The sequence below is a fragment of the Arcicella sp. genome, from assembly GCF_964672035.1.
The window spans coordinates 54,913-80,599 of record NZ_CBABQS010000013.1 but is presented as its reverse complement, the minus strand read 5'-3'; the positions used below and the strand labels follow the sequence as shown (position 1 = coordinate 80,599).

Below are 25,687 nucleotides of genomic sequence, written 5' to 3'. Positions count from 1 at the left end.
ACCCGTAACTTATCATTCTCTCGGTAAAGTTCGGTATTAGCTAATCTACGAATTGGCAGAATAAAAGCTAATCCATCTCCAAACGGACTTTTATTGCCGATTGCGTCATAAGCAATCACAATATTATCAGCCGCATTTTTGAGAGTATCATTTTTGTAAATTTTCACTCGATAACAATCTCCAACACCTTTGAGGTCAATACCATAAAAATGGGCATCATAACCCTTGTTGGGTTTTCCGTCACCTTTTTGACGAAGGTTGGCGTCATCTAATTTATAAACAATTGAATCAATTTTGGGTACTCTATTCAACTTTGAAAGGGCTTTATAACTTTCTCCTTCAACATTGATTTCTAAGGTATAAGTTCGTCCAATCACACCCATAATATCCGTAGCATTGGTGGGTATCCAAACGTATTTTCCTGTATTTTTCAGGTCTTTAAATTGGTAAATTTTACCTAAATCATCCGTAACTTTTACCGTGGCATTTTTAACCCCTTCGATGGTTGCCAAACTCAATAAATCCTGTGATTTTGTCAATTTAATTACTTGTTCGCCCGCCAAATTTGTTATCGAGCCATCCACGACTAAATACGGGTCAGTTTTGGGTATGTCCAACTGAATTACATCCTCGCAACTCATTAACATGGATGATAAAATGAGTAATGGAAGAATTGTTAGAGTATGTTTTTTGAATGATATTTTCATGACTAATTATATTATTTTGTCTAAATTAGGATGCGTAAGAATAAGGGATTTTTCAGATTCTAAAAAATAAAATTTATTGCTTCATAATCCCAAGAATCTATTAAGATAACACGGTGCTACGTTTCGCAATCCAAATTCAGACAATTAAAATTTAAAGTTATAAGTAACCGAAGGAATTAAACTGCCGATGATTGACAACCTAACTGCTTCATTTTTAATGACTTGGTAAGTATCTTGAGCACTTTCGGGAGTACTGGCAGGCTTACCGTCAATTGGTTGCGTATATATTGAAAAAGGGTTTCGTTTATTGTACAAATTATAGATAGAAAATACCCATTCCGACTCGCCTTTGCCAAATAAAGCCTTCTTATTTTTCTTAGTTGCCGATACGTCTAAACGGTTGTAAGCTGGAATTCTAATGTTGCCACGAACTCCGCTTTCAGTCACGCCATAACTATATCCTTCTACGGCTGCTTGACGTGGTGCAAGAGAATACGGAACGCCCGAAATATAAGCAAAATTTGCTCCGAAACTCCATTTTTTGTTCAATTCATATTGCGCTACCACGTTCAACGTATGGGTTCTGTCAAAACGATTTGGATACCAATTTCCGTGGTTTAATCCTTCAACTTGACGCTCCGTTCTTGCCAACGTATAACTTGTCCAACCCGTCAATTTTCCCTTATTTTTCTTGATGTATAACTCTACGCCATAAGCCCGCCCTTTGCCAAATAATAAGTCCTTTTCAAACCTCGGATTTAGAAAAAGATTAGCGCCATCAGCGTAGTCAATTTGATTCTGAAAATCTTTGTAATACACCTCCAAAGAGGTTTCATACGCATTATCGCCAAAGTTTTTGAAATAGCCCAAAGCCACTTGGTCGGTGAGTTGGGGTTTGATATTGTTGGTACTCGAAGTCCAAACATCCAAAGGCGTTGAGGCGGCCGTATTGGACATTAAGTGAATATATTGCGTCATTCGGTTATAACTCGCCTTGATTGAACTATTCTCTCCCGTTTCTAATTTTGCATTAAATCTTGGCTCGAAATTACTGTAAGTTTGAAGAATTTTATTGGGGTCATTTGGTTTTGTATCAAGGTCATAACCAGAGGTATAAGCATCTGAAATACCCACAAAGCGGCGGATATAATAGACATCTTCACTACTTTTATAATCATATTTTGAAAACCTTACGCCGTATTGTAAGGACAATTTTGAACTAACTTTCCATTCATCGCCAATATAAGCTGAATATTCAACGGCATCTTTGGCAGGAGCGCCAAACGAAACTTTCGAACTATTTGAACTTGCAGTTGCCGAACCAGGCGTGAAACTATACGTCAAAACCTGTCCGCCAAAAGTTAAGGTATTATTGGGTGAAATGTAATAGGTAAAATCTGGTTTGAAACTTAAATTCTGAATGTTTGAAGTCCAACGGAATTGATTATTAGGTCTTTTATTATTCAAATCAGAGTCCAATAAATAGTCATAATTACTATAAAAAGCGGTTGAATTTAGGAATAATTTTGAGCTAAAAACGTGGTTCCATCGAGCGGATAAAGTGCTGTTTCCCCAGTTAAAACCGAAGTCATTTCCAAAAACATCACGTCCAAAATAACCCGATAAAAAGACGGTATTATTTTGGTTAATATTATAGTTTACTTTCGCCGTTAAATCATAAAAATTGAATTGTGTATTGGCGTTATTACCCGTTAAAAAAGGTTTTGCCAGTATATCTGCATACGAACGACGAGCCGCCACAATGAACGAGGCTTTGTCTTTCACGATGGGAGCTTCAATAGATAATCTACTAAAAATCAAACCAATACCGCCATTTATTTCTAATTGCTTAGCATTTCCCTCCTTCATTCTTACATCCAAAATCGAAGAAGCACGACCACCATAATTGGCAGGAATACCACCCTTGATAAGTTTCACATCTTTCACCGCATCGGGATTAAAGATGGAGAAAAAGCCAAAAAGATGGGATGAATTATACACGGGAGCTTCGTCCATTAACACTAAATTTTGGTCCACTGCACCACCCCGAACATTGAATCCTGTGGCTCCTTCACCCACGGTTGAAACCCCAGGTAATAGTTGTATCACCCGTACTAAATCAACTTCGCCCAAAAGTGCAGGAATTTTTTTGATGGTTTTCATATCCACCTTATTGACTGACATTTCGATTGCCTTCACATTATCGTCTTCTCGCTTGCCACTCACCACAACCTCCGCTAATTCCTGACCATCTTCTTGTACTTCCAAATTGAGGGTTACGTTTTGGTCATGCAATTTTAATTCTCGAATTGATTTACGATAATTTACCGAAGTGATAATTAATGTGTAATTACCTTTTGGTAAAGTCAAGGAATAAAATCCGTAAGTATTAGTAGTAGTTCCCGTGAGAAGCTCTTTGACAAAAACGGATGCTCCGATAAGCCCTTCACCGTTTTTGTTGTCTTTTACATAGCCACTTACTGTCAATTTTTCATTTTGAGCGAATAAACTCACGGGAAAAAATAAAAGTAACAGCAATGATTTTCTAATAGAATTAAGCATAATTATTGTTGAAATAGTTTAAAAAGATTCTTTGTTCAATGATATTTACATAAAACGATAAAACAGGATATTTAGTTACTAATTCACCCCTATTTTTCGACGATTCACAGAAATTTAATATTTAAATAATTGATTATCAGATTATTGAAAATTATAATTATGTAGAATTTTATAATTAGTGTTGTCTTGAGACGATATCTTATTTTTGGTTTACATTTGAATAGTACAAATTTAATAGATGGTTAAAAAGTATGATGTTTTATTTGATGAACGGTTTATTTCGTTTTGTTTGACCGTTAAAATTTAAGTTACCCCTATACAATTGATAAGATTTAAAAATCAATTTACAAATCCAAATTCGCTAATTTATTTGCTTTTCAAATCTAATACAAAATGGAGATTTTATAAACGAAGTATGAAATATAATGGACAAAATAACTTTGAAGTGGACAAGTATTAATTCTAAAATTGGTGATTTTAATTCTGTGGGAATGTATTTGATGAATATTTTAAATTATTTTATTATTTCAGTATTATATTGCCGAATGCTATTTTTTAATTCAAAATACATTTATAACTTTGTGCCATAATCAGCAACATAATTCAATTAGGCATGAATCTTGAACAGTTAGGAAATATTATTCGTGAAAGAAGGAATGAACTCTCGTGGAGTCAAGAAATTCTTAGTAATAGAAGTGATGTCGCCATCAAAACAATTCATTCCGTTGAATTAGGGAAAGCTAACCCTTCTGTGAAAACATTAGAAAAAATTTTAGAAAATTTAGGGTTGGAGATGATTGTGGTAAATAGGAAAGTTTAGTTTTATTGAAAGTAATTTTTAGTGTCAATTTTCAAGTAACAAATAAAAATTAAGTATCTGTATTTACAGATAAAATTAAAAAAAAACCATGGAACAAGCCATTAGCTACGAAAGAATTCCAACCAGTATTTATGCAGATTCTGACGCTGCTTCACGGGCAATTGCCCACGAAATTGCTGCCATTATCCGCAAACGAGCATCCGAAGAGAAACCCGCTGTGTTGGGTCTGGCAACGGGTTCTTCGCCTAAAAAGGTCTATTCTGAACTTATCAGAATGCACCGTGAAGAAGGTTTGAGCTTTCAGAATGTCGTAACTTACAACCTTGACGAATACTATCCAATGGAGCCAGATGCTGTGCAGAGTTACGTGCGGTTTATGCGTGAACAACTCTTTGACCACGTGGATATTCCGGCGGGAAATTGGCATTTGCCCGATGGAACATTGCCTTTGGATAAATTGGCGGAGTTTTGTAAAGATTACGAAGCCCAAATTGAACGCTATGGTGGCTTAGATTTTCAGTTATTAGGAATTGGACGAAATGGACACATTGGTTTTAATGAACCAGGTTCGCTCGTAAATTCTCGTACTCGCTTAATGACTCTCGATTTAAATACGCAAATTGATGCGGCAGGAGATTTTGGTGGCTTAGCGAAAGTCTCTAAAAAGGCCATTACAATGGGCGTTCAGAAAATCATGGAAGCCAAAAGAGTGGTGCTGTGTGCATGGGGAGAACATAAAGCAACCAATGTTGCCCGTGCCGTGGAGGGTTCAGTAACTTCGGATGTACCTGCTTCTTATCTGCAATTACACGAAAATGCTTCCTTTATTATTGATACTTCAGCGGCAGCTCAATTAACTCGCATGCGCACACCGTGGATGGTTGATGCTGTAACTTGGGACCGACCAATGATCAAAAAAGCGGTAACTTATTTAGCTTTAACCGTAAAAAAACCAGTCCTCAAATTGACCAGTTCGGATTATAATGAAAACGGACTTTCAGACCTTTTGGCCCTCTACGGTCAAGCCTATGACATTAATATTGAGGTATTTAATTATTTGCAACACACCATTACGGGATGGCCAGGAGGCAAGCCCAATGCCGATGATTCTAACCGTCCAGAAAGAGCCTATCCTGCCAAGAAGAAAGTTGTCCTTTTTAGTCCGCATCCCGACGATGATATTATTTCGATGGGAGGAACGTTCCAAAGATTAGTTGATCAAGGGCATGATGTCCACGTCGTGTATCAAACTTCGGGAAATATTGCCGTGGCGGATGATGAAGCCTTACGTTTTGCGGAGTTTGTGGTTGATTTTAACGAAAAATTTGATGCAAATAATCCAAAAGCCAATCGGATATATAAGGAAGCCGCTAAGTTTTTGAAAGCTAAGAAAGATTCAGAAATTGATACGGATGAAGTACGCTACATTAAAGGCTTAATCAGAAGAGGAGAGGCAAAAAATACATGTCGCTACGTAGGAATCAAAAAGGAAAATATGCACTTTTTGGATATGCCTTTTTATGAAACGGGAACGATTCAGAAAAATCCGCTTGGGCAAAAAGATGTGGATATTGTAATGGAAAAAATTGATGAAATTCAACCGCATCAAATTTATGCCGCTGGCGATTTAGCCGATCCACACGGAACGCATAAAGTATGTTTAGACGCAATCATGGAGGCAGTTCAGAAGTTACGCCACCGTGAATACATGAATAATTGTTGGGTTTGGTTGTATAAAGGTGCGTGGCAAGAATGGGATATTGACCAAATAGAAATGGCCGTTCCGATGTCGCCCGACCAAGTTTTGAAGAAAAGATACGGTATTTTTAAACACCAATCACAGAAAGACGGCGTGCCATTTCAAGGAACGGATGCCCGTGAATTTTGGCAACGTGCCGAGGATAGAAACAGCAATACGGCCAATTTATACAATGCTTTGGGCCTTGCAGAATACCAAGCAATGGAAGCATTTGTGAGATGGCGGTTTTGATTAATATTGCGTTATAAATTATTATATTTGCCAATGCCTCAAAGCATTGGCATTTTTTATTCAAGACCCATTCAAGCAATGAAAAAAAACTTTTCTCAAATATTAGCCTTTTTGTCAGTGATGATAATCTGTCTCACATATTTTTCAGTAACCGCTCAACTCACCACGCCATCCGACGGTGGAAATGCAAAAGCGACAGTCTCGGAATATATCGGATTGACAGAAGTAAAAATTTCCTATAACCGCCCCGGTGTAAAAGGTCGAGAAGGGAAAATCTATGGTACATCCATCGCCCATTACGGCTTTGTTGACCAACATTTTGGGTTTAGCAAATCGGCTCCGTGGCGTGCTGGAGCCAACGAAAATACGACTATCAGTGTAAATAAAGACGTTAAAATTGAAGGAAAAACCCTTCCTGCGGGAAAATATGGCCTATTTATGGATTTATCCGAAGATGAAACGACCGTTATTTTCTCAAAAAATTCAGATTCATGGGGAAGTTTTTATTACGAACCTAAAGAAGATGTTTTGCGAGTAACGGTAAAACAATTGAAAGACCAACCCTTAGTGGAAAGGTTGAAATTTGAGTTCTCCGATCAAACAGAATCATCGGCGGTTTTATCGCTCTTATGGGAAAAATGGAAAATTCCGATGAAAATAGAAGTGGATTTGGTGAACAACCAATTAAATACTTTCAGAGAAGAACTTAGAAGTGACAAAGGTTTTACGTATTTGGCTTTTGTACAAGCCGCAAATTATTGTTTGGCTAAAATTGTAAATTTAGAAGAAGGTTTATTTTGGGCGGATAAAGCGATTTCTGAAACGTATATTGGCACGAGTAATTTTACAACGTTGAGTTTAAAATCTCAATTTTTGGAGAAATTAGGAAAAACCGCAGAAGCCAAAGAATTGATGAAAAAAGCTTTGCCTTTGGGAACCGCCATGGAATTGCATTTGTACGGAAGGAAATTATTGCAAGCAAAAAACAACGCTGAAGCTTTAGAGATTTTCAAGTTGAATGAAAGCAAATATCCCAACGATTTTCTGCCAAAAATGGGTATGGCAAGGGCCTTATCAGCATTAGGAAAATATCAAGATGCTTTGAAATACGCAAAATCATCGTTAGCACTGGTTTCAGATAATGCTCCAGAAAAAGTGAAATTAGAAGAAATGATTACGAAATTATCGCAAGGGAAAGAGGTGAATTAATGTTTTTTAGCCCGTCAGTGGTTCGAGTGCCATTATATTAGCACATTGAAATTACCTTCACTAACAAAAGGTAATCCCAAACCTAATTAAAATAGATTCTATTTCTCTTTTAAAGGATAATCTTGCAATTTGGAAAACGTAAATCCTGATTTTTGAAGCGCTGGCACAATTTCTTTCATTGCTTCGAAAGTATTCCAACTCGGGCGATTGAAGTGCATAATTACAATAGCACCGGGTTTTACATTTTTCAACACGCTATTAACGATGATTGATTTTGGAATATTAGCCATAGCGTCATTAGAAAGTACGTCAAAACTGATTACGGTAATGCCCAATTGTTTGGCAATTTTTGCGCAGGCTTCATCCGTATAGGCAGTTGCGGAGCGGTAGAAAGTAGGTCTTCTACCCGTAATTTTTTCAATTTTCTCGGCATTGGCTTCTATTTCATCAATGGCATCGGGAATGTCTTTTGTTCCGTGAATTCCATACTCACTTTCACCATCTACCGAACAAGGTTGATGATTAAAACCATGATTTTCTATTTCAAAATTTGGGTCTTTTGACAGTTTTACGAAGGTGGAATAATTGGCATCAATCCATTTTCCTGTCACAAAAAGGGTAGCAGGAATTCGTTGTTTTCTTAGAAAATTAATCAATTCTGCATCGTAACCATTGGCATTTTTGCCCCCGCAGGCATCAAAAGTAAAAGCGATAATTTTATTGCTGGTTACTAAATCTTCATCCACTCCTTTCACAAATTCCCCCCAATGGCCCGGTTGGGAATGAGCAAATTGATGGGAAACTTTTTGCTTCAAAGCATTGTATTGAGGATTCTGATAGAGATTTTCGATGAAATTCTTATTTGGATAAAGATTTGTTTGACCGTAAATATGACAATAAAATAGAAAAAATAATATGGTTGTGGTTATTCTAAACATGAGTTATTTTTTGGTTGATTCTTTAATTATTTTTAGCTCTTTCATTAACATATCCATTTTTTCGTGGAGCATGGCAATTTCTAATTCGCTGCGTAAATTTACTTGATACGCATGGTTGGCTCGCTCACGGTCTTTAAACGATTGGCGATTTTGACTCATCATAATTACGGGCGCTTGCAAGGCGGCAATGAACGACAACGCCAAGTTCAACAGAATGAAAGGATAGGGATCAAAACCGTGTTCGTGGAAATAAAAAACGTTGATAGCCATCCACGAAGCCAAAAAAGTGATGAATAATATGATGAATTTCCAGCTACCCCCAAATTCGGCAATTCTGTCGGCTACTCGTTCGCCAAAAGTAGTTTGAAGTTCGATTTCTTCTTCGGTATCTTCCGCTAAAATATCGCCTGAACGCAATGAATCAATTACTTCTTGTTCAAGTTCATTCAAATCTCCCAATTTTTTATAGAGAGATTCTTCAATTAAATCAGTTTCGTTTTCGTAAGAATTTTGATTGATTATTTCATTCATAACAATTGGTCGGTTTTCATTTCTAATATTAAGAATCATAAAGTTTTCAAGTACTCAATTAAATTTGTTCGCTCTGAAGCCGACAATTTATCACCGTAAATATGCCCCTGATTTCCGTAGCCGTTAATGGAAGCATCGTAGGTTTGATTATCGATTTTTGTGGTTAAAGTAACATAATTCCAACCCATTTTCTTATTGTCATAATCATCCGACTTGAAGGTTCTTTTCCAAATTTTTGGTCTTTGTGAACTGTTCAAAAGGTCTTCTAAAGTAGGTACAGAGCCATTATGCAAGTAGGGAGCCGTTGCCCAAACGCCATCCAAAGGTGGAGCGATATATCCTTTTTTTGCCACTAATTTTGCCGCAAAAGGTTCTTTGCTAAACCAACTCGAATTATACCATTCCAATAATTGTGGATAGGCAAAATTTGTCGAAACTAAGGCGGGGTCAGTACCGATGCTTTCTAAGGAAACTAACAAATTTGGGTAGTCATTTTTGTTATTCGATGAACCATGACAACGGCTACAATTAACTTCGTAAATCGCTTTGCCTTCGGTTACTTTTTGTGGGTCAATCGTGCCTTTATAAGTAGGCGAAGGAAGTGATTTTATGTAGGCCAACACATCGGGAAATCGTTGGTCAATTTTTCGAGCTTGGGAAGAATCCTGTAAAGAAACCAAACTCGAAGCCATCATAATTCGGGCAAAATCACCCGTGCCAACGCCCGTGTAAAATAGGGTATTTTTCTTTTTCAGCAACCACCAAGCGGGAACATCCGTGGGAATAACCTCTTTTGGAATGCCCCAAGGGTCATTTTCACGCCACGTTAAATCGGTTGGATTTCGGTGAGATGCCAAAATTGCGGCATATTTATCGGCAGGATTTACGCCTTGCGTTGCGGTAATCGTGAGCGGACTAATAGCTTGGAAACCTCTTTTATACGGAATAAAAGCTTGATATTCGGGGGAAGTTAAACTGTAATTACTCTTCAAAACCAAATCCAATAAGTTGAGCGTTGCACTTTGGTCATTTGAAAAATCGAAATCTGCATTTCCCAAACCCATCACGAACTCATTGTTGATATAACTGGCGTGGCAATTCAAACAATTGGCACCAACCGCACGGGTATTGTTTGAGGTTGTCGTTACGGTATATTGATATCCAACTTTGGCATTATCACCCTGACGTTTTAAAATATTAGCGGTATTTTCACCTCTCAACGAAAACCATGAACTAAAAGGAACTCCACCATCCACGTAGTTTCCATTCACCAAATAATCAAAGCCTTTGTCGGCATTTCCACCCCGTTGCGTGGAGGCAGGAAGAACTTCGGTTAGTTCAACAGCTGACTGAGGTTCAGCAGTTTGTGCAGTATTTTTACACGAAATAATTCCTGAAATTAGAGAAACTAAAATAAGATATTGAATCTGGGTGTAAGCTTTCATTTTTAGAAGATTTTGGAATTAATTATCAATAGTACTATTTGGAATTAGTATATGTTTATAATTTGTGTAATCTTCTGATTAATAGTGGATTACAATACTAACCCCAGCTTATTAATGGAGTTTTATTTATGGAAATAATCTCAAATCTCAGAAATTTAAAATATCAAAACCACCGTTCCACCAATAATCAATAAAGCGCCCACGATGGTTTTTGCGGTTAATTCTTCGCCCAAAAATAAAAATGATAATAAAATAGTCAATGCTACGCTCAATTTATCGACGGGGGCAACTTGGGAAACTTTTCCAATTTGTAAAGCCTTGAAGTAAAATACCCAAGACAAACCCGTGGCAATGCCCGAAATGACTAAAAACGTAACATTTTGTTTCGATAAAGTTGCTATTCCTTTTTGCTCGCCCCTTGCCAATACAATTCCCCAAGCCACCATCAAAATAATGACGGTACGGATGGCAGTGGCTAAATTTGAATTAACACCTATGATACCAATTTTTGCAAAAATGGCCGTTAAAGAGGCAAAAAGCGCTGAAAGAAGAGCATATAACCACCACATATTTTTTGGTTTTTAGAGATGAAATACAAATATGTCATTTTTAATAACAATATCACTTCAAAAGCTCAAAAAGGCTCAAGTGTAATTTTCACTTGAGCCTTTTTATGAAATTATCTATTAATGGCGACCGCCGTGTCCTCCACCGCCTCCGTGAAATCCACCGCCACCAAATCCGCCACTACCGAATCCGCTGCTACCTCTATTTCCACCAAAAGAATTATTGCCATAAGAACGATTACTTCCACCATTATTTTGGTAAACTTGACCCCCTCGGTTGAATTGGTAATTTCCGCTACTCATCCGATTATTCATCCCGTTATTATAGCCCATTGTTCTATTATTTCCGTAGGTATTGTGATTAAAATAACCGCCAAATTGACGGGATAGAGTAGGATAACGATAATAATAACCCGTATTGAACCAATTAGAAAATCCATAATAGGGTAAACCATATCCGAAATACCCGCCCCCAAAACCTAAACCTAAACCCATATTGTAGCCATACGCCCCAGGATACCACATTGGCGAACCGTACCATGATGGATAACCAAACCAATAAGAATACGGATTAGCATAATAATTCTGATTATTCCAATTGTTGCCGTATTGATTGCGATTATTATAACCATTCGCATTAGCATAATCCTTCACGGCTTGGTTAAATTCTTGTTGAGCCTGAGGATTTTCAGCTAATTGCTTTCTGAAATTGGCCATTTCAGTCTCATTTTTCAAGGTCAAACTATCGTGCAAAGTGGATAAATCGGTAGCTACTTGCGCTGGATTATCTTTATATTTTTGACCTAATTTTGCCGTAAGTTCAATGTTATTGGTTAATAAAGTTAAAACATCGGGCATCGTAGCCAACTTTTGAAACGCATCTTTAGTCGTCTGGTCAAGGTCTTGAATTGATTTCTCAAAATCTTGTTGCGCCGATGTCTGCACATTATCTATCTGTACGAGGTCTTGCTTTTCATTATTATACAATTTCCAAGCGGCTGTTTGCAAATCTTCATCTTGATTTGGTAACAATTTATAAATATCTTCCTTGTCTTCATTATTGGGCAAAGTTGCCAACGTATGAATCAAATTGGGATATCTGGTCAAAGTATAAAACCATCCTTGTTTCGTCTGACGAAAACCACTAATCATATCTTGAAATGAAGACGAAACTTGATTTTGTCTGTTCTGCAATTGCGTTAAATTTTGTGGATATTGACTCGCTAATAAAGCCGCTTGTCGCACATCTGCGTTGTAGGTCGCAATGGCATTATTCATTCCTTGTTCAGTTTCAAGTTGGTTTGTTTGACCCACAACTAAGAAATTTGAGCAAGCTAAAACAATCAATAATAAAACTCCACGAAGGCTAAACAACCATTGTTTAGCTGAAAAAACCATGTTCTTTTTCATGACTTTATTTTTTTAATGGTTAAAAACTACTGAGAAATACACTGAATACGATGTATTTAATGCTAAAAAGACGAAAAGATGGATTTTGGCTTGAATTGTCTAAAATTTAAGCATTTAGCTAAAGAAGATTTTCCAGCAATGGAAAAAAATGAAGAGATGGGTAAATCTATGAAAAGGAGTGGTGATTTTTTGAAGGACAATTTGGGTAAACTGTTTTTTTATGAAACCAAAATCAAAATAGTTAGATTTTGGACGATCAATCAACGATAAATTATTAAAAATTTTAGCGTTTTCAGAAATCTCATTATCCTCAAAAATGAAGGATTCGCCAGAATTAACATGATGCGAATAAGGATTCACAACACGAGTATGCGTACTGCTGATATGTACGTTAGCCGACTGAGCAGGCAATACTTTTGAGGTCAGTAAAGTACCGACGAAAAGTAATATTTTGAATATGTCATTTAGTTTTAACATTGCTCATGAAAGTTCTACAACCTTTGATATATAAACGAATGTATTGAAAATTTGGTTTGTTAAATAGTCTTAAAATTTGAAATTAAGATGGAATTATTTATCATTTATCGCAACTACAAAATTACTGTTAAAATAAAGCAAAAATAACCGCTAACAGGGCAAATAGCCGCTGTTAGCGGTTATTACATTTTAAAATTATCGTATTCTAATGATTAATCAAATCGAAATACTTACGATAAAAACGTTCAAAAATTAATGGGAAAATGAAGAGCGTTAAAATCGTTGCACCAATCAATCCACCAATTACCACAATGGCCAATGGTTTCTGAGATTCCGAGCCAATTCCTGAAGAAATAGCAGCGGGTAGCATCCCGAAAATACCCATAAAAGCAGTCATCGTAACGGGGCGAACTCTTGATTTAACTCCCTCAATAACAGCGGTTTGTAGGGTCATTTTCTTTTTGATATTATCTTTAAAAACCTCAATCATAATCACACCATTCTGAATACAAATACCAAATAAAGCGATAAAACCAATCCCAGCCGAAATACTGAAATTTGTACCCGTAACCAACAAAGCCAAAGAGCCACCAATAATCGCAAATGGCACGTTGGTAAACACTAATCCTGCATCTTTCAAATTACCAAAAAGAAGGTACAGAATAAAGAAAATGGCAATCATGGAAAGCGGTACAATTTGAGCAAGACGTTTTGATGCCCGTTGTTGATTCTCAAAATCCCCTTTCCATTTCATTTCATACCCTTTTGGTAATGAAGGAATTACTCGCATTACACCCGCTTGCGCTTCGGCAATGGTGCTACCCATATCACGCCCACGAACTGAGAATTTTACAGCGGTAAAACGTCTGGCGTTTTCTCTGAAAATTAAACTTGGACCTGTTAAAGATTTGATCATCGCTATTTCTTTAATCGGAATTTTTGTTCCATTCATCGTAGGAATCATCAAATTACCAATTTCCACTTCTGATTTTCTGTATGGTTGTTGGAAACGAACTCGAATATCAAATTTACGTTCACCTTCAAATAATTGACTGGCCGTTTGTCCCCCAATGGCCATTGAAACTACGGCATCGGCATCGGCAGTTTGCACGCCGTACAAATCCATTTTTTGTTGATTAAGTTCGATTCTGAGTTCGGGTTGCCCTAAATTTTTAATAATTCCCAAATCCTCAATTCCTCTTACTTTTCTCAAAACGCCATATACTTTCTGTGCATCTTTTTCTAAAACATCAAAATCAGTTCCGTATATTTTTACGGCAATTGAGCCTTTTACGCCCGAAACTGCCTCTTCGACATTATCCATAATCGGTTGTGAAAATCCGAAGCTAATCCCTTGAAAAACTGACAATTTCTTTTCCATTTGATTCACCAATTCTGCTTTCGATAAGCCACTTTTCCATTCTTTTTGTGGGTAAATATCCACAAAAAATTCTACGTTATAAAACCCTGTTGGGTCAGTACCATCATTGGGACGGCCCGCCTGAGAAAGCACTTTTCTCACCTCGGGATAACCCTCAAAAACCTTTCGCATTTGGTTGGCATAACGCACAGATTCATCCAAACTAATACTTCTTGGCATATTGGCACGGACGTAAATTGAGCCTTCATTGAGTTGGGGTAAAAACTCCGTTCCGTGTAAAGAAAGCGTCCAAAAACCAACGATTGTGAAGATAATGGTGGCAATAAAAGTCTGTGATTTATGACCAAAACAGTAATAAAAGAACATCATCGAATACTTCAAAATGGCATTCACAAAGAAGTTAGATTTCTCTTTTACGTTTTTATTCATCATCATACTCACAAGTACAGGCACAAGTGTGAGCGTAAAAATTAAGGCTCCCACCAATGCCGAACCAAGTGTCCAAGCCAAGGGTGTAAACATTTTTCCTTCTACTTTCTGGAAAGCAAAAATGGGCAATAACGCTACCAAAATGATAATTTTAGAAGTAAAGATGGCTTTTCCCATGCTTGACCCCGTACGGCGAATCATCGAAAGTTTGGCTAAACCATTGAATCTTTCCATACCAACTTCGTGGGCTTTTTCTGCCAAAACTACCATCAACCCTTCTACGACAACCACCGTTCCATCAATGATAATTCCAAAATCAACGGCTCCTAAAGAAAGTAAATTCACATTCATGCCCAATAATTTTAGGCAAGTAAAAGCAAACAGAAGCGACATGGGAATAATCATTGAAACAATCAATGAAGCCCGCCAATCTGCTAAGAAAACAAGTACGATCAAGGTTACTAAAACAATTCCTTCGATAAGGTTATGCGTAACGGTTTCGATACAAAAATCTAACAAAGTTTGGCGGTTATAAAACTCCTTGATTTTTACGCCTTCGGGAAGAATTTTTGTGTTCAATTCTTCTACTTTATTGTTCAAACTTTGAATAACTTCCGATGGATTTTCTCCCTTCCGCATCACCACAATTCCCTCAACGGCATCCGAATTATTATCCCGCCCAACTTGTCCTAATTTTGGCAAAGCTGACTCAGAAACCGTAGCAACCGTTTTTACGTAAACAGGCACACCATTGATGTTCTGAACCAAGATATTTTCGATGTCATGAATGTTGGTCAATAAGCCAATGCCACGGACTACATACGCCTGATTATTTTTGGTAATTACATCACCGCCTACGTTAATATTTGATTTTTGAACGGCTTGAAAAACGTCTAAAGGTGTAATGTTATAGTCTTGAAGGAGATTTGGATTAACGCTTAATTCATACGTTTTTACTTCCCCGCCAAAACTCACAACGTCTGCTACGCCAGGTACGGAGTGAATATTACGATCAATTACCCAATCCTGAATTTCCTTTAACTTTCTGGCTGACATTGTTTTAGATTCCAATGTGTACCTAAAAATTTCGCCCGTTGGGCCATAAGGCGGTTGAATATCGGGTTCAACACCATCTGGCAAATCAATGCCTTGCAACGCATTATTAATTTGCATTCTGGCAAAATTATTATCCACGCCATCATCAAACATAATGTTCACCACCGACAAACCGAATAGCGTCGTAGAACGAACCGAAGTTTTTTTCTGAACGCCATTCATCGAAATTTCGAGAGGTGCGGTTACGAATTTTTCAATCTCCTCGGCACTTCTGCCTTGCCACTGTGTGATAATGGTTACTTGTGTATTGGTTACATCTGGAAAAGCATCAATGGGGGTGTTCATAAAACTCAAAACACCACTAACCACAATGAGCGCCGTGAAAAAGAATACGGCAAATTTATATTTAAGGGAAAGTCCCAATAGTTTTTTCATGATTAATGAATGACTACAAGCTGTATGCTCTAAGCAAAAAACTTACTTGCCAATATTTAATTTTGGAATAATCTTTAATTTTGAAAACGGCATATTGCATAAAGCATATCGCTTAAAGCAAAATTTAATTATTCAACGCATTATAAATCATCAATTGATTTTTCAACATTACTTGCTCTCCTTCTTGTAAACCACTGAAAATAAATGATTTACCATTGGTTGTTTGGGCAATTTGAACCTCTCGAGCAGCTACATTTTTAGCATCTTTATAAACCACTACGAAGCTTTTATTCTTATCAAATATTACCGCTTCGGCGGGAATAGATACCAATTTTTTGTTCTGGTTAAAGTTCACGGTGATTTGGGCGAACATCTCTGGTTTCAATTGATTTCCTGGATTTTTGAGATTAATTCTAACCTTCATCGTCCGAGTTTGTGGGTCGAGAACATTGCTAATTTTGTCAATTTTACTCGAGAAAACTTTGTCGGGATAAGCAATTAAACTTACTTGGACAGGGTAACCCAATTTCACTTTGGCAATATCTGATTCGTACACGTTGGCAATTACTTGTACTTCCGATAAATCTGCAATGGTAAAAAATGCACCCGTTTCGCCTTCGTGATAGGCCATTTTATCTGAAATAGCCGAATTTTTATCCACGATATATCCAGAAATAGGCGATTTTAAGGTGTAAAAAGAATTCTTCACCCCATAAATTCCTGATACTTCATTGGCACGATTTAAGGCTCCTTTAAATTTTGTTATTTCGTTTTGGGCGAGCAAAACATCTTTTTCCGTTGCCAACCCCGATTTGAATAAATCTTGCTGAACTTGTAGGTTTTTTTGAGCTGAAACCAAATCAGTTTTTGAGCTAATGGTCTGGTTTTCAATATCTGCTACGTCTGTACTATGCACAATGGCGAGTTGTTGCCCTTTCTGTACATAATCACCAAGATTAGCCGACAATTTTTCAATAATACCATCAACTAATGGCGAAACTTTCACTTGACGTGACTCAAAGGGTTCAACTTTACCCGTTAAAATCAAAGAATTTTCAACGTTTTCAGCTATTGCTGGAGCAATTGATAACTCACTTTTGGAGTGGTCTGAAAGTTCTAATTTTTGATTTTCTTCCTGCTTATTTTCCACTTTTTTTGAACAAGCGCTAAGGCTTATCATGAAAGAAATTACAAGGATTAATTGTATGGTTTTCATATTTTGGGGGCTTTAAGTTGTGGGTAATCAGCCTTGAGCTTTCAGCGAGTTTAAAGTGTTATTTTAATCGTTATTTGATTTAATGGCACAGCTGGTGGCTCAACGCTGACGGCTATATCACCTTTTTCCCAACCACAAAATTCAAATTCTCGAATGCTTGAATTCTATTGTTTTGAAGGGTATTTAATTGGCTCACCGTATTTTTATATGACTCTAAAAAGTCAGTAAATTCGATGAGCGTTAGGTTCCTTTTTTGATAATTTTCTAAAACACCAGCAATCAATTTCTCAAAATCCGTTTGGAATTTTTTGTCTATTTTTCGGAACAATCTTTCGTTTTCTTGTGCTTTCGTAAAAGCTTGCAAAACTTCATTTTCCAATTGATTTTGAGTCTGAGCAAAATACTGCTTATTTGCCTCAATTTGGTTCTCGGCAATCTTGATATTTCCTTGATTTTTATTGAAGAAGGGCAATGCCATCGACACCGTTAAAGCATGATAATTATTGACGTAGCTACCCGCACGGTCATAACTATAGCCCACCGTAATATCTGGTTTTGCCAAGGCTTTTTGCAAATTCAAATTAGCCACAGCGTATTGTGTATTGGCTTCTTGCACCTTTAAATCAGGACGATTTTGGGTTGCATTTCCAATCAAATCTGCCAAATTCAAACCCGTAGTATTTAGATTTTCTATTTGCGTATCATCCACCAGAGGTTCCAGCATCGTAGTGGTTCGATCAGCTAATAAAACTTTAATAATTGCTTGATTATCAGTGATTTGATTAATAATACTACTGGCTTCACCTTCCAAAGTTATCAAGAAAGATTGGAGCCTAATCAACTCTTTTTGGGGAACATTTCCTTTCTGAACTTGCTCTTGGTAGGCACTTACTAAACCAGTAATTTTTTGAATTTCCTGATTATACATCATCAGCGTTTTTTCTAAATAATGAATTTGATAAAAACTGCTTCTTAACTGAAAAAGTAACTCTCTGATGATTTCCGAGAACTGATATTGCGATATTTCAACGCCCGCTTTGGCAAGGGCAATTTGCTTATTTCGCTTTCCAGCCACTTGAATTAATTGCTGAATCTGAATGGCTCGTTGGCCAAATGCTCCGATGGGCGCATCGTTGGCAATGGTCGGTTCTGTTATAATGGTTTGTTCCAAATTTACCGTTGGATTGGGTAATAAACTTGCTTGAATAATGGCAGCTTTTGAGGCTTCGATACCATATTTCTGAGCCAGTAAAAGGAAGTTTTTTTGCGAAAATTGTTGCTCGGCATCAAGCAGAGACAATTTAAGCGTATCTGCCCTTTGAGCATAAACGCTTTGATGTAGTAGCAAAACGCCACTAATCAATACCAATAAAGTTTTCATGAATTTTTAAGCTAAATAATGAAGTATGTCTCTTTTACGACCTGTAAGAAAATTATCCGTAGAAATATAGACAACAACTCGTATCTGGAGAAAGTAAATTTTAAATCAAGAAAGTGCAATTCAGTACGTGAATTTTCTGATTTAAGGCAATTTTGAAGGAGTAATTTTTAGGAGTAAAATGTAGTGATTGACTAATAATGTTGAAATCAAATATATCAATCGTTGGAGTAGTAAAGTTGAAATCTGCATGAATTTCATCAGGATTTTCATCATTTTCAATTTCTTCAACAAATTCACCAACAATAAAAAGGGGTATTTTTTTGTAATTTTCTTGTAAACTTGTAACAGTAGATAATAAATGTAGTTGTTTGGGCGAAGAAAAGGCATTATTTCCCTTCGCTATCCCGCACGATAGCATTAGTATTAGGAAATATTTTTGGAAGCCAGAGAAATTCATTTCTACTATTTTTGTTCTACTATTCTTTAAGAAAGATAATTGGTGTTGCAATATTACATTAAATATTTAAATTGTGCTATGTTTTTAAGTATTTTTAACAAAATTTCATGGAATAATTATGATTTATTTATTTTAAAAAAGCCTTGATAAACTTATAATTTTTATCAAGGCTTTTTTTAGTCAATCGAACTATCAGAAATTTCTTCTTTCGTATGAAATTCGTACCTAAAGATCTCATCTATTTTTGAATGTGCTTCGATATTGATAACTTCTTTGATAATGCCCGTTTTCATATCAAAAACCCATCCGTGAAGATGTGGCAAGTCTCGATTCGACCAAGCTCTTTGAACTATCGTAGTTTTGGACAAATTTTTCACTTGTTCTTCCACATTCAATTCTACCAATCTATCAAATCTTTGGGTTTCGTCTGATACATTATTGAGTTCATAATTGTGTTTATCATAAACCTCTTTGATATTCCTCAACCACTTATTAATGAGTCCCAAATCGGAACTTCCCATCGCTGCTTTTACGCCACCGCAACCGTAATGTCCACATACAATTACGTGTTTTACTTTCAAGACCTCAACGGCATATTGCAAAACAGAAAGCAAATTAATGTCAGTGTGAACCACCAAATTGGCTACATTTCTATGCACAAAAACCTCTCCAGGTTGCGTATTAGTTACTTCTTCGGCAGGTACACGACTATCGGCACAGCCAATCCAGAGGAATAAAGGTTTTTGGTCTTTGGATAGATTTTTAAAATATTCTTCATCTAATTCCAATTTTTCCTTCGCCCATGCTTTGTTGGCTAATAATAATTTACTGTATTCTTTCATATTATTTTTCGTTTAAATGGCCTCATTATCTTCAAACTGATTGATACTTTCTTTATTATTTTTATTTACATTTTTGAATTCTATATCAATATTTCTCAGTTTTGCATTCTTCTTAAATTCCAAAAGGATGCTAAAAATATCATGGTCGATAAATTTGGCTTTTGTACCATCAATGAAAACTTCATCACCTTCTTTTAAATCAATAATAATTTCTTTTATCTGCGATTTGTTCATGAAATAAATATCCTTATTCAAATTAATTAGAATGTTATTTCCTTCACGCACTGTAGTAATGGCATTTCTAAAATTAGTGCGTAACACAAACAAAATTCCGACCAATGAACCTACCATAATTCCCCATAACAAATCCTTAAACACCACCACAATAATGGTAACCATAAATGGAATAAACTGGTCCAATCCTTCCTTATATATTTTCTTAAATACTTGAGGATTAGATAGTTTATAGCCAACCATCAATAAAACCGCCGCCAAAGATGCTAAGGGAATCTTATTGAGAATTGAAGGAATGAAAAGGATGGAACACACCAATAAAACGCCATGAAATATAGCTGACATTCTGGTTTTTGCGCCCGAATATACGTTTGCAGAAGTACGAACAACTACCGATGTAACGGGCAATCCTCCTAAAAGCCCCGATAAAATATTACCAATTCCTTGCGCTTTAAGTTCTTTGTTGGCCGACGAAATTCTCTTCTCCGTATCAATACTATCCGCTGCTTCTAAGCTCAAAAGTGATTCTAAACTTGCTACAATTGCTAAGGTAATTGCTATTGTATATATTTTAGGATTCTCTAAAAAGCTGAAATTAGGAGAAATAAGCGTACTCGTAAAACTTCCAAGCGTTTTAAATAAAGGTACTGTAACCATGTGTATAGTTGAATTACCAAGATAATATTCAGGTTTATAAATGGTGTATATTTGATTCATAAAAATACCTAAAACCACTGCTGCCAACGAAGAAGGAAGTGCTTGAAAAAACTTGATTCCTTTTTCGCCAAATCTATTCCAAATAATCATCAATACTAAACAACAAATGGTGATATTGACGGCTCCGTAATTGAAATCAACGAATGAACGGATTAATTCTGTGATCGAATTCTGGCCGTCGGCTACTTGTTCAAATTCAAATTCGCCTTCATAGTCTTGGTCGTCACCCAAGGCGTGAGGAATTTGTTTTAGAATAATCACTAACCCAATGGCAACTAACATTCCTTTGATTACGCTATCTGGAAAAAATGCACTTAGCCTTCCACCCTTTAAATACCCAAAAATTATTTGCAAAACTCCTGCTAAAATAACGGCCACCAAAAAACCTTGATACGAGCCTAAATCTTTGATAGCAGTTGCTACGATGATGGTTAAACCCGCAGCTGGTCCACTGACGGAAATTTCAGAACCTGAAAAACTGCCGATAATTATCCCACCAATAATTCCAGCAATTAATCCTGAAAATAATGGAGCACCAGAAGCAAGGGCAATTCCCAAGCAAAGTGGAAGGGCAACAAGAAACACTGAAATACCTGATTTCCAGTCATTTCTAAAAAATGACTTTTGATAATATCGTAAGTTTTGCATCAATTGCGTTATTGAAACTGAATGGATTTTATCGTTCAATGATGTCATTCCGAAGAATAAGGGAACTACAAAATTGCTCAATAAATGATTTTAGAACAGGGTATGTGCTCCCTCGTTTTTCGGGATGACAAATCTGCATTATACTTATAGGAGTCAATTTACGCTCGTGGAGGAGGAATCAGGATTTCTTGAATGCTTTGGGGTAAAGCACTTTGTAGATATTGGAACGAAGATATCGACTGGAACTCTTGGGTGAAAAAATCGCTATGATGATAGAAATTGGTAAAATCATTTACTAAATATTCATCATCAAATTCAAATGTTTTACCTTCTAAATCATTGTCGGTATCTACTTCAATATCTAATGTTTGTTCAACAGATATTTTATTGATAAGTTTTAGCAAATAGTCATCACAGATATTTAAAGCTAATAAATGTATCATTAGCAAAAAACACAGCGTGTGACTTAATATATTGAAAACTTTCATCATTTCACAAAATTAAGCATAAAAAAATAACTCCCAAACGGTTCGAAAAGTTCGAGAGTTATCATACAAGGTTATTAGATTAATCAAACAATCTCTTCGTGTTTGGTTCTGTTGAAAATCCAGAAAATAATTGGAAAGACCAAGAGCGTTAGAATGGTAGCGGTAATCAAGCCTCCAATAATCACGATGGCTAAAGGTTTTTGAGATTCTGAGCCAATCCCCGTTGAAATGGCAGCGGGTAAAAGTCCAATGGAGGCCATCAAAGCGGTCATCACAACTGGCCGAGTACGCACTTTCACTGCCTCGGCAATGGCATCATTGAGGGTCATTTTGAATTTGATATTATTATGAAATTCAGAAATAAGAATTACCCCATTTTGAATACAAATTCCTAATAAAGCAATAAAACCTACGCCCGCTGATATGCCAAAATTCATACCCGTTACGTGCAAGGCTACAATGCCCCCAATGAGGGCAAAAGGCACGTTTGAAAGCACTAAAAGCGAATCTTTGATATTCCCAAACATGATGAAAAGTAGGACAAATATGCCAATTAAACTGATGGGAACCACTTGTCCAAGCCGTTTGGTGGCACGTACTTGATTCTCGAATTCGCCCGTCCAACCTACCGAGTATCCGGTTGGAAACTTTACATTTTTACTAACTCTTTCCTGTGCATCAGCAATTGTACTGCCCAAATCTCGGTCTCTTACTGAAAATTTTACACCAATAAAACGTTTAGTATTATCCCGATAAATAAAGGCTGGTCCCGTTATTTTATTCAATTGAGCAATTTCTTTTAAAGGAATTTTTGCTCCACTAATCGTAGGTACTTTGAGATTCATCACGTCATTTTCATTACTACGATACTGCGGTTGATAACGAACCCTAATGTCGAATTTCTTTTCAGCTTCGTATTTTTGAGTGGCGGTTTTTCCACCGATAGCCATCTCAATTACGGCTTGTGCATTGTCGGGTGTTACGCCATAAGCTGCCATTTTTTCACGGTCTAAAACCACGCTAATTTCGGGCTGACCTACATTTCGGAGAATACCAACATCTTTAATCCCTTCCACATTTTTGATTTGGGCAAGCACTTTATTTGCCAAATCGTCCAATTTTTCTAAATCATCCCCATAAACTTTTACTGCATTTGAGGCATTTATTCCAGCCACCGATTCTGCCACATTATCAATGATTGGTTGTGAATAATTATAGCCAATTCCCTGATATTTCTTCATTTTTTTGTCCATCTCTTCTACCAAACCATCCATCGTTAATTTACGTTTCCATTCTTCTTTTGGCTTTAGATTTACTTGCATCTGAACGTAATAAAATCCACTCGGGTCGGTACCATCATTACTTCTACCCACCTGAGAAAGCACGCCGTTTACTTCTGGAAAAGTTCGTAACTCTTTCCTTAAAGTTGCGGTCATTTTTACGGTTTCGGTCAGACTGGTACTCATGGGCATTTTTGCTTCCACCCATAAAGCTCCTTCGTTGAGTTGTGGTAGGAATTCCGTACCTAACAATCGAGCCGATAAAAACGATAATACTAAGATTACTAAGGAAACCACCAGTGAAAATACTTTATGTTTGAAAGTCCAGCCAAAGCCTTTTTCTACGATTCTATTCCAAAAATTTACGAAAGGATTATTGACTTCTTTTACGTTTTTGTTCAATAAAAGATGGGACATTACAGGCACCAACGTAAGCGTGAACAACAATGCTCCCATGAGCGCAAATCCAAGGGTGTAGGCCAATGGCGAGAACATTTTTCCTTCCACTTTTTGGAAAGAAAAAATCGGTAAGAGCGCCGTAATAATAATTAATTTTGAGAAGAAAATAGCTTTACCCATTTCAGCTCCCGTTTTCTTAATCATTGAACCTTTGGCAATTTTATTAAAAGCAGGCATTCCCATTTTATGGGCTTTATGGTCGAGGGCAACAAATAACCCTTCAACCATCACGACGGCTCCATCAATGATGATTCCGAAATCCACCGCTCCTAAGCTCAAAAGGTTAGCACTCATTCCTTTCAATTTCAAACAAAGAAAGGCAAACAATAATGATAATGGAATAATGATGGATACAATCAAGGTAGTTCGCCAGTCCGCCATGAATAAAAATACGATAACGGTTACCAAAATAATTCCCTCCAAAAGATTGTGCATAACCGTTCCTGTGGTATAATTCATCAGGTTATCACGGTCGTAGAATGTTTCCATTCGTACATCTTTCGGTAGAATTTTTGCGTGCAATTCTTCAATTTTCAGTTTCACTCTTTCCAACACTTCTTTGGGGTTTTCGCCTTTTCGCATTACCACAATTCCTTCTACGACGTCATCATTTCCGTTCAAACCTACCTGACCAACTCTTGGCATGGAGCTTTCTCGAACATCGGCTAAGTTTTTTACTAAAATCGGATTTCCGTCGGCATCATCCACGATAATATTTTCAATGTCTTGTATAGATTGAATCAAACCAATGCCTCGAACTACGTACGCTTGGCCATTCTTTTCAATCACATCGCCACCCACGTTCAAATTACTCTTGCTGGCGGCTTCAAAGACTTGCAAAGGCGTTAAATCATATTTTGACAAACGATTTGGGTCAACGCTGATTTCGTAGGTTTTCTCTTGTCCACCAAAAGCAACTAAATCCGCAACGCCTGGAACCGAACGTAATTGGCGGTCAATTATCCAATTTTGAATCGTCAAAAGTTCACGAGTATCACGGCTATCACTTTTTAAAACGTATCTAAAAATCTCACCCGTAGGCCCGTAAGGCGGTTGTACGTCTGGTTCGGCACCTTCAGGTAACTTTATGCTGTGTAATAAATTATTGACTTGTTGCCTCGCAAATAAATCTTCTACATCATCTTCAAAAATGATTTTGATGACGGATAAACCAAACATGGTAATACTACGCACGCTGGTTTTTTTCTGAACCGAATTCATCGAAATTTCGATGGGAGTCGTTACAAAACGCTCAATTTCTTCGGCACTTCGCCCGTTCCATTCCGTTACGATGATTATCTGGGTATTGGTTACATCGGGGAATGCTTCGATGGGCATATTACGAAAAGCAATAAACCCTGAAACCGCCAAAACACCAACCCAAAAGAAGGTAAATCCCTTATTTTTTAAGGAAAAAGCAATGATATTTTTGATGAATTTGTTCACGAAATTAATGGATAATTGAGAATGGACAATTGATAATGAGAAATTGACAATTGATAATGGACAATTGATAATGAAAAATTAGTAATGGATAATGAGCAATTGTCCAATATCAACTGTCCATTATTTGGCTTTTGAAGTTCTAATAATTGAGATTAATAATTTGAGTAATTCAATTATATCGTTATTAATACTATCAAATTTTTTTTGTGATATATAATCTGTTTCTTTTAAAAGCATCAGCCAATATTCTGTTTCGTTGGCTTCTTTTAATGATATTGAAAGTTTATGAATAAAATCAGCTTTGCTTTCTGCATGTTCTGATTCTCTTATCAAAGCTCCAATTGCCGTTCCACTTCTTAACATTTGTTTGCTCAACACAAATTCTCTTTTTTCTTCTGATAGATATTTGTAAAGTTTTACTATTATAGATATTTGTAAAGTTTTACTATTCTGATAGCAAATGAAAAACTCTTTAATTTAATAATATTATCTTTCATGATGGAGAACAATTGATAATGAGTAATTGATAATGGATAATTGATAATGGATAATGGACAATTGAT

The 25,687-nt window shown here is 36.6% G+C and carries 20 protein-coding genes; 3 read left to right on the top strand and 17 right to left on the bottom strand.

Going from position 1 to position 25,687, the window contains the following annotated elements; translation table 11 throughout:
* Together AC1W31_RS05845 and AC1W31_RS05840 are read right to left on the bottom strand one after the other, a co-directional pair.
* The coding region (locus tag AC1W31_RS05845) for a DUF4249 family protein (RefSeq protein WP_481733473.1) at window positions 1-707 on the bottom strand (707 nt) is incomplete at its 3' end.
* Window positions 708-851: 144 nt separating this feature from the next.
* Window positions 852-3,269: a TonB-dependent receptor gene (locus AC1W31_RS05840; RefSeq protein WP_481733472.1), complete on the bottom strand. Its 2,418-nt coding sequence runs from the start codon at window positions 3,267-3,269 to the stop codon at window positions 852-854.
* Window positions 3,270-3,882: 613 nt separating this feature from the next.
* On the opposite strand from AC1W31_RS05840, the gene AC1W31_RS05835 reads away from it, so the two are divergent.
* The 3 genes from AC1W31_RS05835 to AC1W31_RS05825 all read left to right on the top strand — a co-directional run bounded on the left by AC1W31_RS05835 (window position 3,883) and on the right by AC1W31_RS05825 (window position 7,288).
* Entirely contained in the window at window positions 3,883-4,089 is a 207-nt protein-coding gene (locus AC1W31_RS05835; protein ID WP_481733471.1) for a helix-turn-helix transcriptional regulator, read from the top strand.
* 88 nt (window positions 4,090-4,177) lie between these two features.
* Complete coding sequence (gene nagB, locus AC1W31_RS05830; protein ID WP_481733470.1) at window positions 4,178-6,079, top strand: glucosamine-6-phosphate deaminase; 1,902 nt, start codon at window positions 4,178-4,180, stop codon at window positions 6,077-6,079.
* 78 nt (window positions 6,080-6,157) lie between these two features.
* Window positions 6,158-7,288, top strand: coding sequence for a DUF2911 domain-containing protein (locus tag AC1W31_RS05825; RefSeq protein ID WP_481733469.1), 1,131 nt, complete (start codon window positions 6,158-6,160; stop codon window positions 7,286-7,288).
* A gap of 98 nt (window positions 7,289-7,386) precedes the next feature.
* On the opposite strand, the gene AC1W31_RS05820 is transcribed toward AC1W31_RS05825, so the two are convergent.
* The 15 genes from AC1W31_RS05820 to AC1W31_RS05750 all read right to left on the bottom strand — a co-directional run bounded on the left by AC1W31_RS05820 (window position 7,387) and on the right by AC1W31_RS05750 (window position 25,547).
* Complete coding sequence (locus AC1W31_RS05820; RefSeq protein ID WP_481733468.1) at window positions 7,387-8,226, bottom strand: polysaccharide deacetylase family protein; 840 nt, start codon at window positions 8,224-8,226, stop codon at window positions 7,387-7,389.
* A 3-nt stretch (window positions 8,227-8,229) separates the two neighbouring features.
* Window positions 8,230-8,796 (bottom strand): DUF1003 domain-containing protein, encoded by a 567-nt coding sequence (locus AC1W31_RS05815; protein ID WP_481733467.1) that lies wholly within the window; start codon window positions 8,794-8,796, stop codon window positions 8,230-8,232.
* Window positions 8,793-10,202, bottom strand: a complete 1,410-nt coding sequence (locus AC1W31_RS05810) for a c-type cytochrome (RefSeq protein ID WP_481733466.1) — start codon at window positions 10,200-10,202, stop codon at window positions 8,793-8,795. Before AC1W31_RS05810 ends, AC1W31_RS05815 begins: the two co-directional genes overlap by 4 nt.
* 155 nt (window positions 10,203-10,357) lie before the next feature.
* A complete protein-coding gene (locus AC1W31_RS05805) occupies window positions 10,358-10,771 on the bottom strand; it encodes an EamA family transporter (protein WP_481733465.1) in 414 nt (137 codons plus the stop codon).
* A gap of 117 nt (window positions 10,772-10,888) precedes the next feature.
* Window positions 10,889-12,178, bottom strand: a complete 1,290-nt coding sequence (locus tag AC1W31_RS05800; protein ID WP_481733464.1) for a hypothetical protein — start codon at window positions 12,176-12,178, stop codon at window positions 10,889-10,891.
* A 114-nt stretch (window positions 12,179-12,292) separates the two neighbouring features.
* Window positions 12,293-12,655, bottom strand: coding sequence for a hypothetical protein (locus tag AC1W31_RS05795; protein WP_481733463.1), 363 nt, complete (start codon window positions 12,653-12,655; stop codon window positions 12,293-12,295).
* A gap of 205 nt (window positions 12,656-12,860) precedes the next feature.
* Window positions 12,861-15,956: an efflux RND transporter permease subunit gene (locus tag AC1W31_RS05790; RefSeq protein ID WP_481733462.1), complete on the bottom strand. Its 3,096-nt coding sequence runs from the start codon at window positions 15,954-15,956 to the stop codon at window positions 12,861-12,863.
* 124 nt (window positions 15,957-16,080) lie between these two features.
* Window positions 16,081-17,172 (bottom strand): efflux RND transporter periplasmic adaptor subunit, encoded by a 1,092-nt coding sequence (locus AC1W31_RS05785; RefSeq protein WP_481733461.1) that lies wholly within the window; start codon window positions 17,170-17,172, stop codon window positions 16,081-16,083.
* A 112-nt stretch (window positions 17,173-17,284) separates the two neighbouring features.
* Window positions 17,285-18,553 carry a TolC family protein gene (locus AC1W31_RS05780; protein WP_481733460.1) on the bottom strand — a complete coding sequence of 423 codons (1,269 nt, stop codon included), beginning with the start codon at window positions 18,551-18,553 and terminating at the stop codon, window positions 17,285-17,287.
* A gap of 100 nt (window positions 18,554-18,653) precedes the next feature.
* Window positions 18,654-19,010 carry a hypothetical protein gene (locus AC1W31_RS05775; protein WP_481733459.1) on the bottom strand — a complete coding sequence of 119 codons (357 nt, stop codon included), beginning with the start codon at window positions 19,008-19,010 and terminating at the stop codon, window positions 18,654-18,656.
* Between the two features lie 176 nt (window positions 19,011-19,186).
* The gene (locus tag AC1W31_RS05770; RefSeq protein ID WP_481733458.1) at window positions 19,187-19,852 is read right to left on the bottom strand and encodes a carbonic anhydrase; all 666 of its coding nucleotides are present in this window, start codon (window positions 19,850-19,852) and stop codon (window positions 19,187-19,189) included.
* Window positions 19,853-19,864: 12 nt separating this feature from the next.
* Window positions 19,865-21,532, bottom strand: a complete 1,668-nt coding sequence (locus tag AC1W31_RS05765) for a SulP family inorganic anion transporter (RefSeq protein WP_481733457.1) — start codon at window positions 21,530-21,532, stop codon at window positions 19,865-19,867.
* Between the two features lie 77 nt (window positions 21,533-21,609).
* Window positions 21,610-21,894, bottom strand: coding sequence for a hypothetical protein (locus tag AC1W31_RS05760; RefSeq protein WP_481733456.1), 285 nt, complete (start codon window positions 21,892-21,894; stop codon window positions 21,610-21,612).
* Between the two features lie 128 nt (window positions 21,895-22,022).
* Complete coding sequence (locus AC1W31_RS05755) at window positions 22,023-25,124, bottom strand: efflux RND transporter permease subunit (protein WP_481733455.1); 3,102 nt, start codon at window positions 25,122-25,124, stop codon at window positions 22,023-22,025.
* Between the two features lie 120 nt (window positions 25,125-25,244).
* Window positions 25,245-25,547 (bottom strand): four helix bundle protein, encoded by a 303-nt coding sequence (locus AC1W31_RS05750; protein WP_481733474.1) that lies wholly within the window; start codon window positions 25,545-25,547, stop codon window positions 25,245-25,247.
* Window positions 25,548-25,687 lie beyond the last annotated feature (140 nt).

What these genes read in the sequence shown, in the direction of transcription:
- AC1W31_RS05840 (WP_481733472.1), bottom strand. Translation starts at nt 3,269, where the DNA reads ATGCTTAATTCTATTAGAAAATCATTGCTGTTACTTTTATTTTTTCCC.
- AC1W31_RS05835 (WP_481733471.1), top strand. Translation starts at nt 3,883, where the DNA reads ATGAATCTTGAACAGTTAGGAAATATTATTCGTGAAAGAAGGAATGAA.
- nagB (WP_481733470.1), top strand. Translation starts at nt 4,178, where the DNA reads ATGGAACAAGCCATTAGCTACGAAAGAATTCCAACCAGTATTTATGCA.
- AC1W31_RS05825 (WP_481733469.1), top strand. Translation starts at nt 6,158, where the DNA reads ATGAAAAAAAACTTTTCTCAAATATTAGCCTTTTTGTCAGTGATGATA.
- AC1W31_RS05820 (WP_481733468.1), bottom strand. Translation starts at nt 8,226, where the DNA reads ATGTTTAGAATAACCACAACCATATTATTTTTTCTATTTTATTGTCAT.
- AC1W31_RS05815 (WP_481733467.1), bottom strand. Translation starts at nt 8,796, where the DNA reads ATGATTCTTAATATTAGAAATGAAAACCGACCAATTGTTATGAATGAA.
- AC1W31_RS05810 (WP_481733466.1), bottom strand. Translation starts at nt 10,202, where the DNA reads ATGAAAGCTTACACCCAGATTCAATATCTTATTTTAGTTTCTCTAATT.
- AC1W31_RS05805 (WP_481733465.1), bottom strand. Translation starts at nt 10,771, where the DNA reads ATGTGGTGGTTATATGCTCTTCTTTCAGCGCTTTTTGCCTCTTTAACG.
- AC1W31_RS05800 (WP_481733464.1), bottom strand. Translation starts at nt 12,178, where the DNA reads ATGAAAAAGAACATGGTTTTTTCAGCTAAACAATGGTTGTTTAGCCTT.
- AC1W31_RS05795 (WP_481733463.1), bottom strand. Translation starts at nt 12,655, where the DNA reads ATGTTAAAACTAAATGACATATTCAAAATATTACTTTTCGTCGGTACT.
- AC1W31_RS05790 (WP_481733462.1), bottom strand. Translation starts at nt 15,956, where the DNA reads ATGAAAAAACTATTGGGACTTTCCCTTAAATATAAATTTGCCGTATTC.
- AC1W31_RS05785 (WP_481733461.1), bottom strand. Translation starts at nt 17,172, where the DNA reads ATGAAAACCATACAATTAATCCTTGTAATTTCTTTCATGATAAGCCTT.
- AC1W31_RS05780 (WP_481733460.1), bottom strand. Translation starts at nt 18,553, where the DNA reads ATGAAAACTTTATTGGTATTGATTAGTGGCGTTTTGCTACTACATCAA.
- AC1W31_RS05775 (WP_481733459.1), bottom strand. Translation starts at nt 19,010, where the DNA reads ATGAATTTCTCTGGCTTCCAAAAATATTTCCTAATACTAATGCTATCG.
- AC1W31_RS05770 (WP_481733458.1), bottom strand. Translation starts at nt 19,852, where the DNA reads ATGAAAGAATACAGTAAATTATTATTAGCCAACAAAGCATGGGCGAAG.
- AC1W31_RS05760 (WP_481733456.1), bottom strand. Translation starts at nt 21,894, where the DNA reads ATGATACATTTATTAGCTTTAAATATCTGTGATGACTATTTGCTAAAA.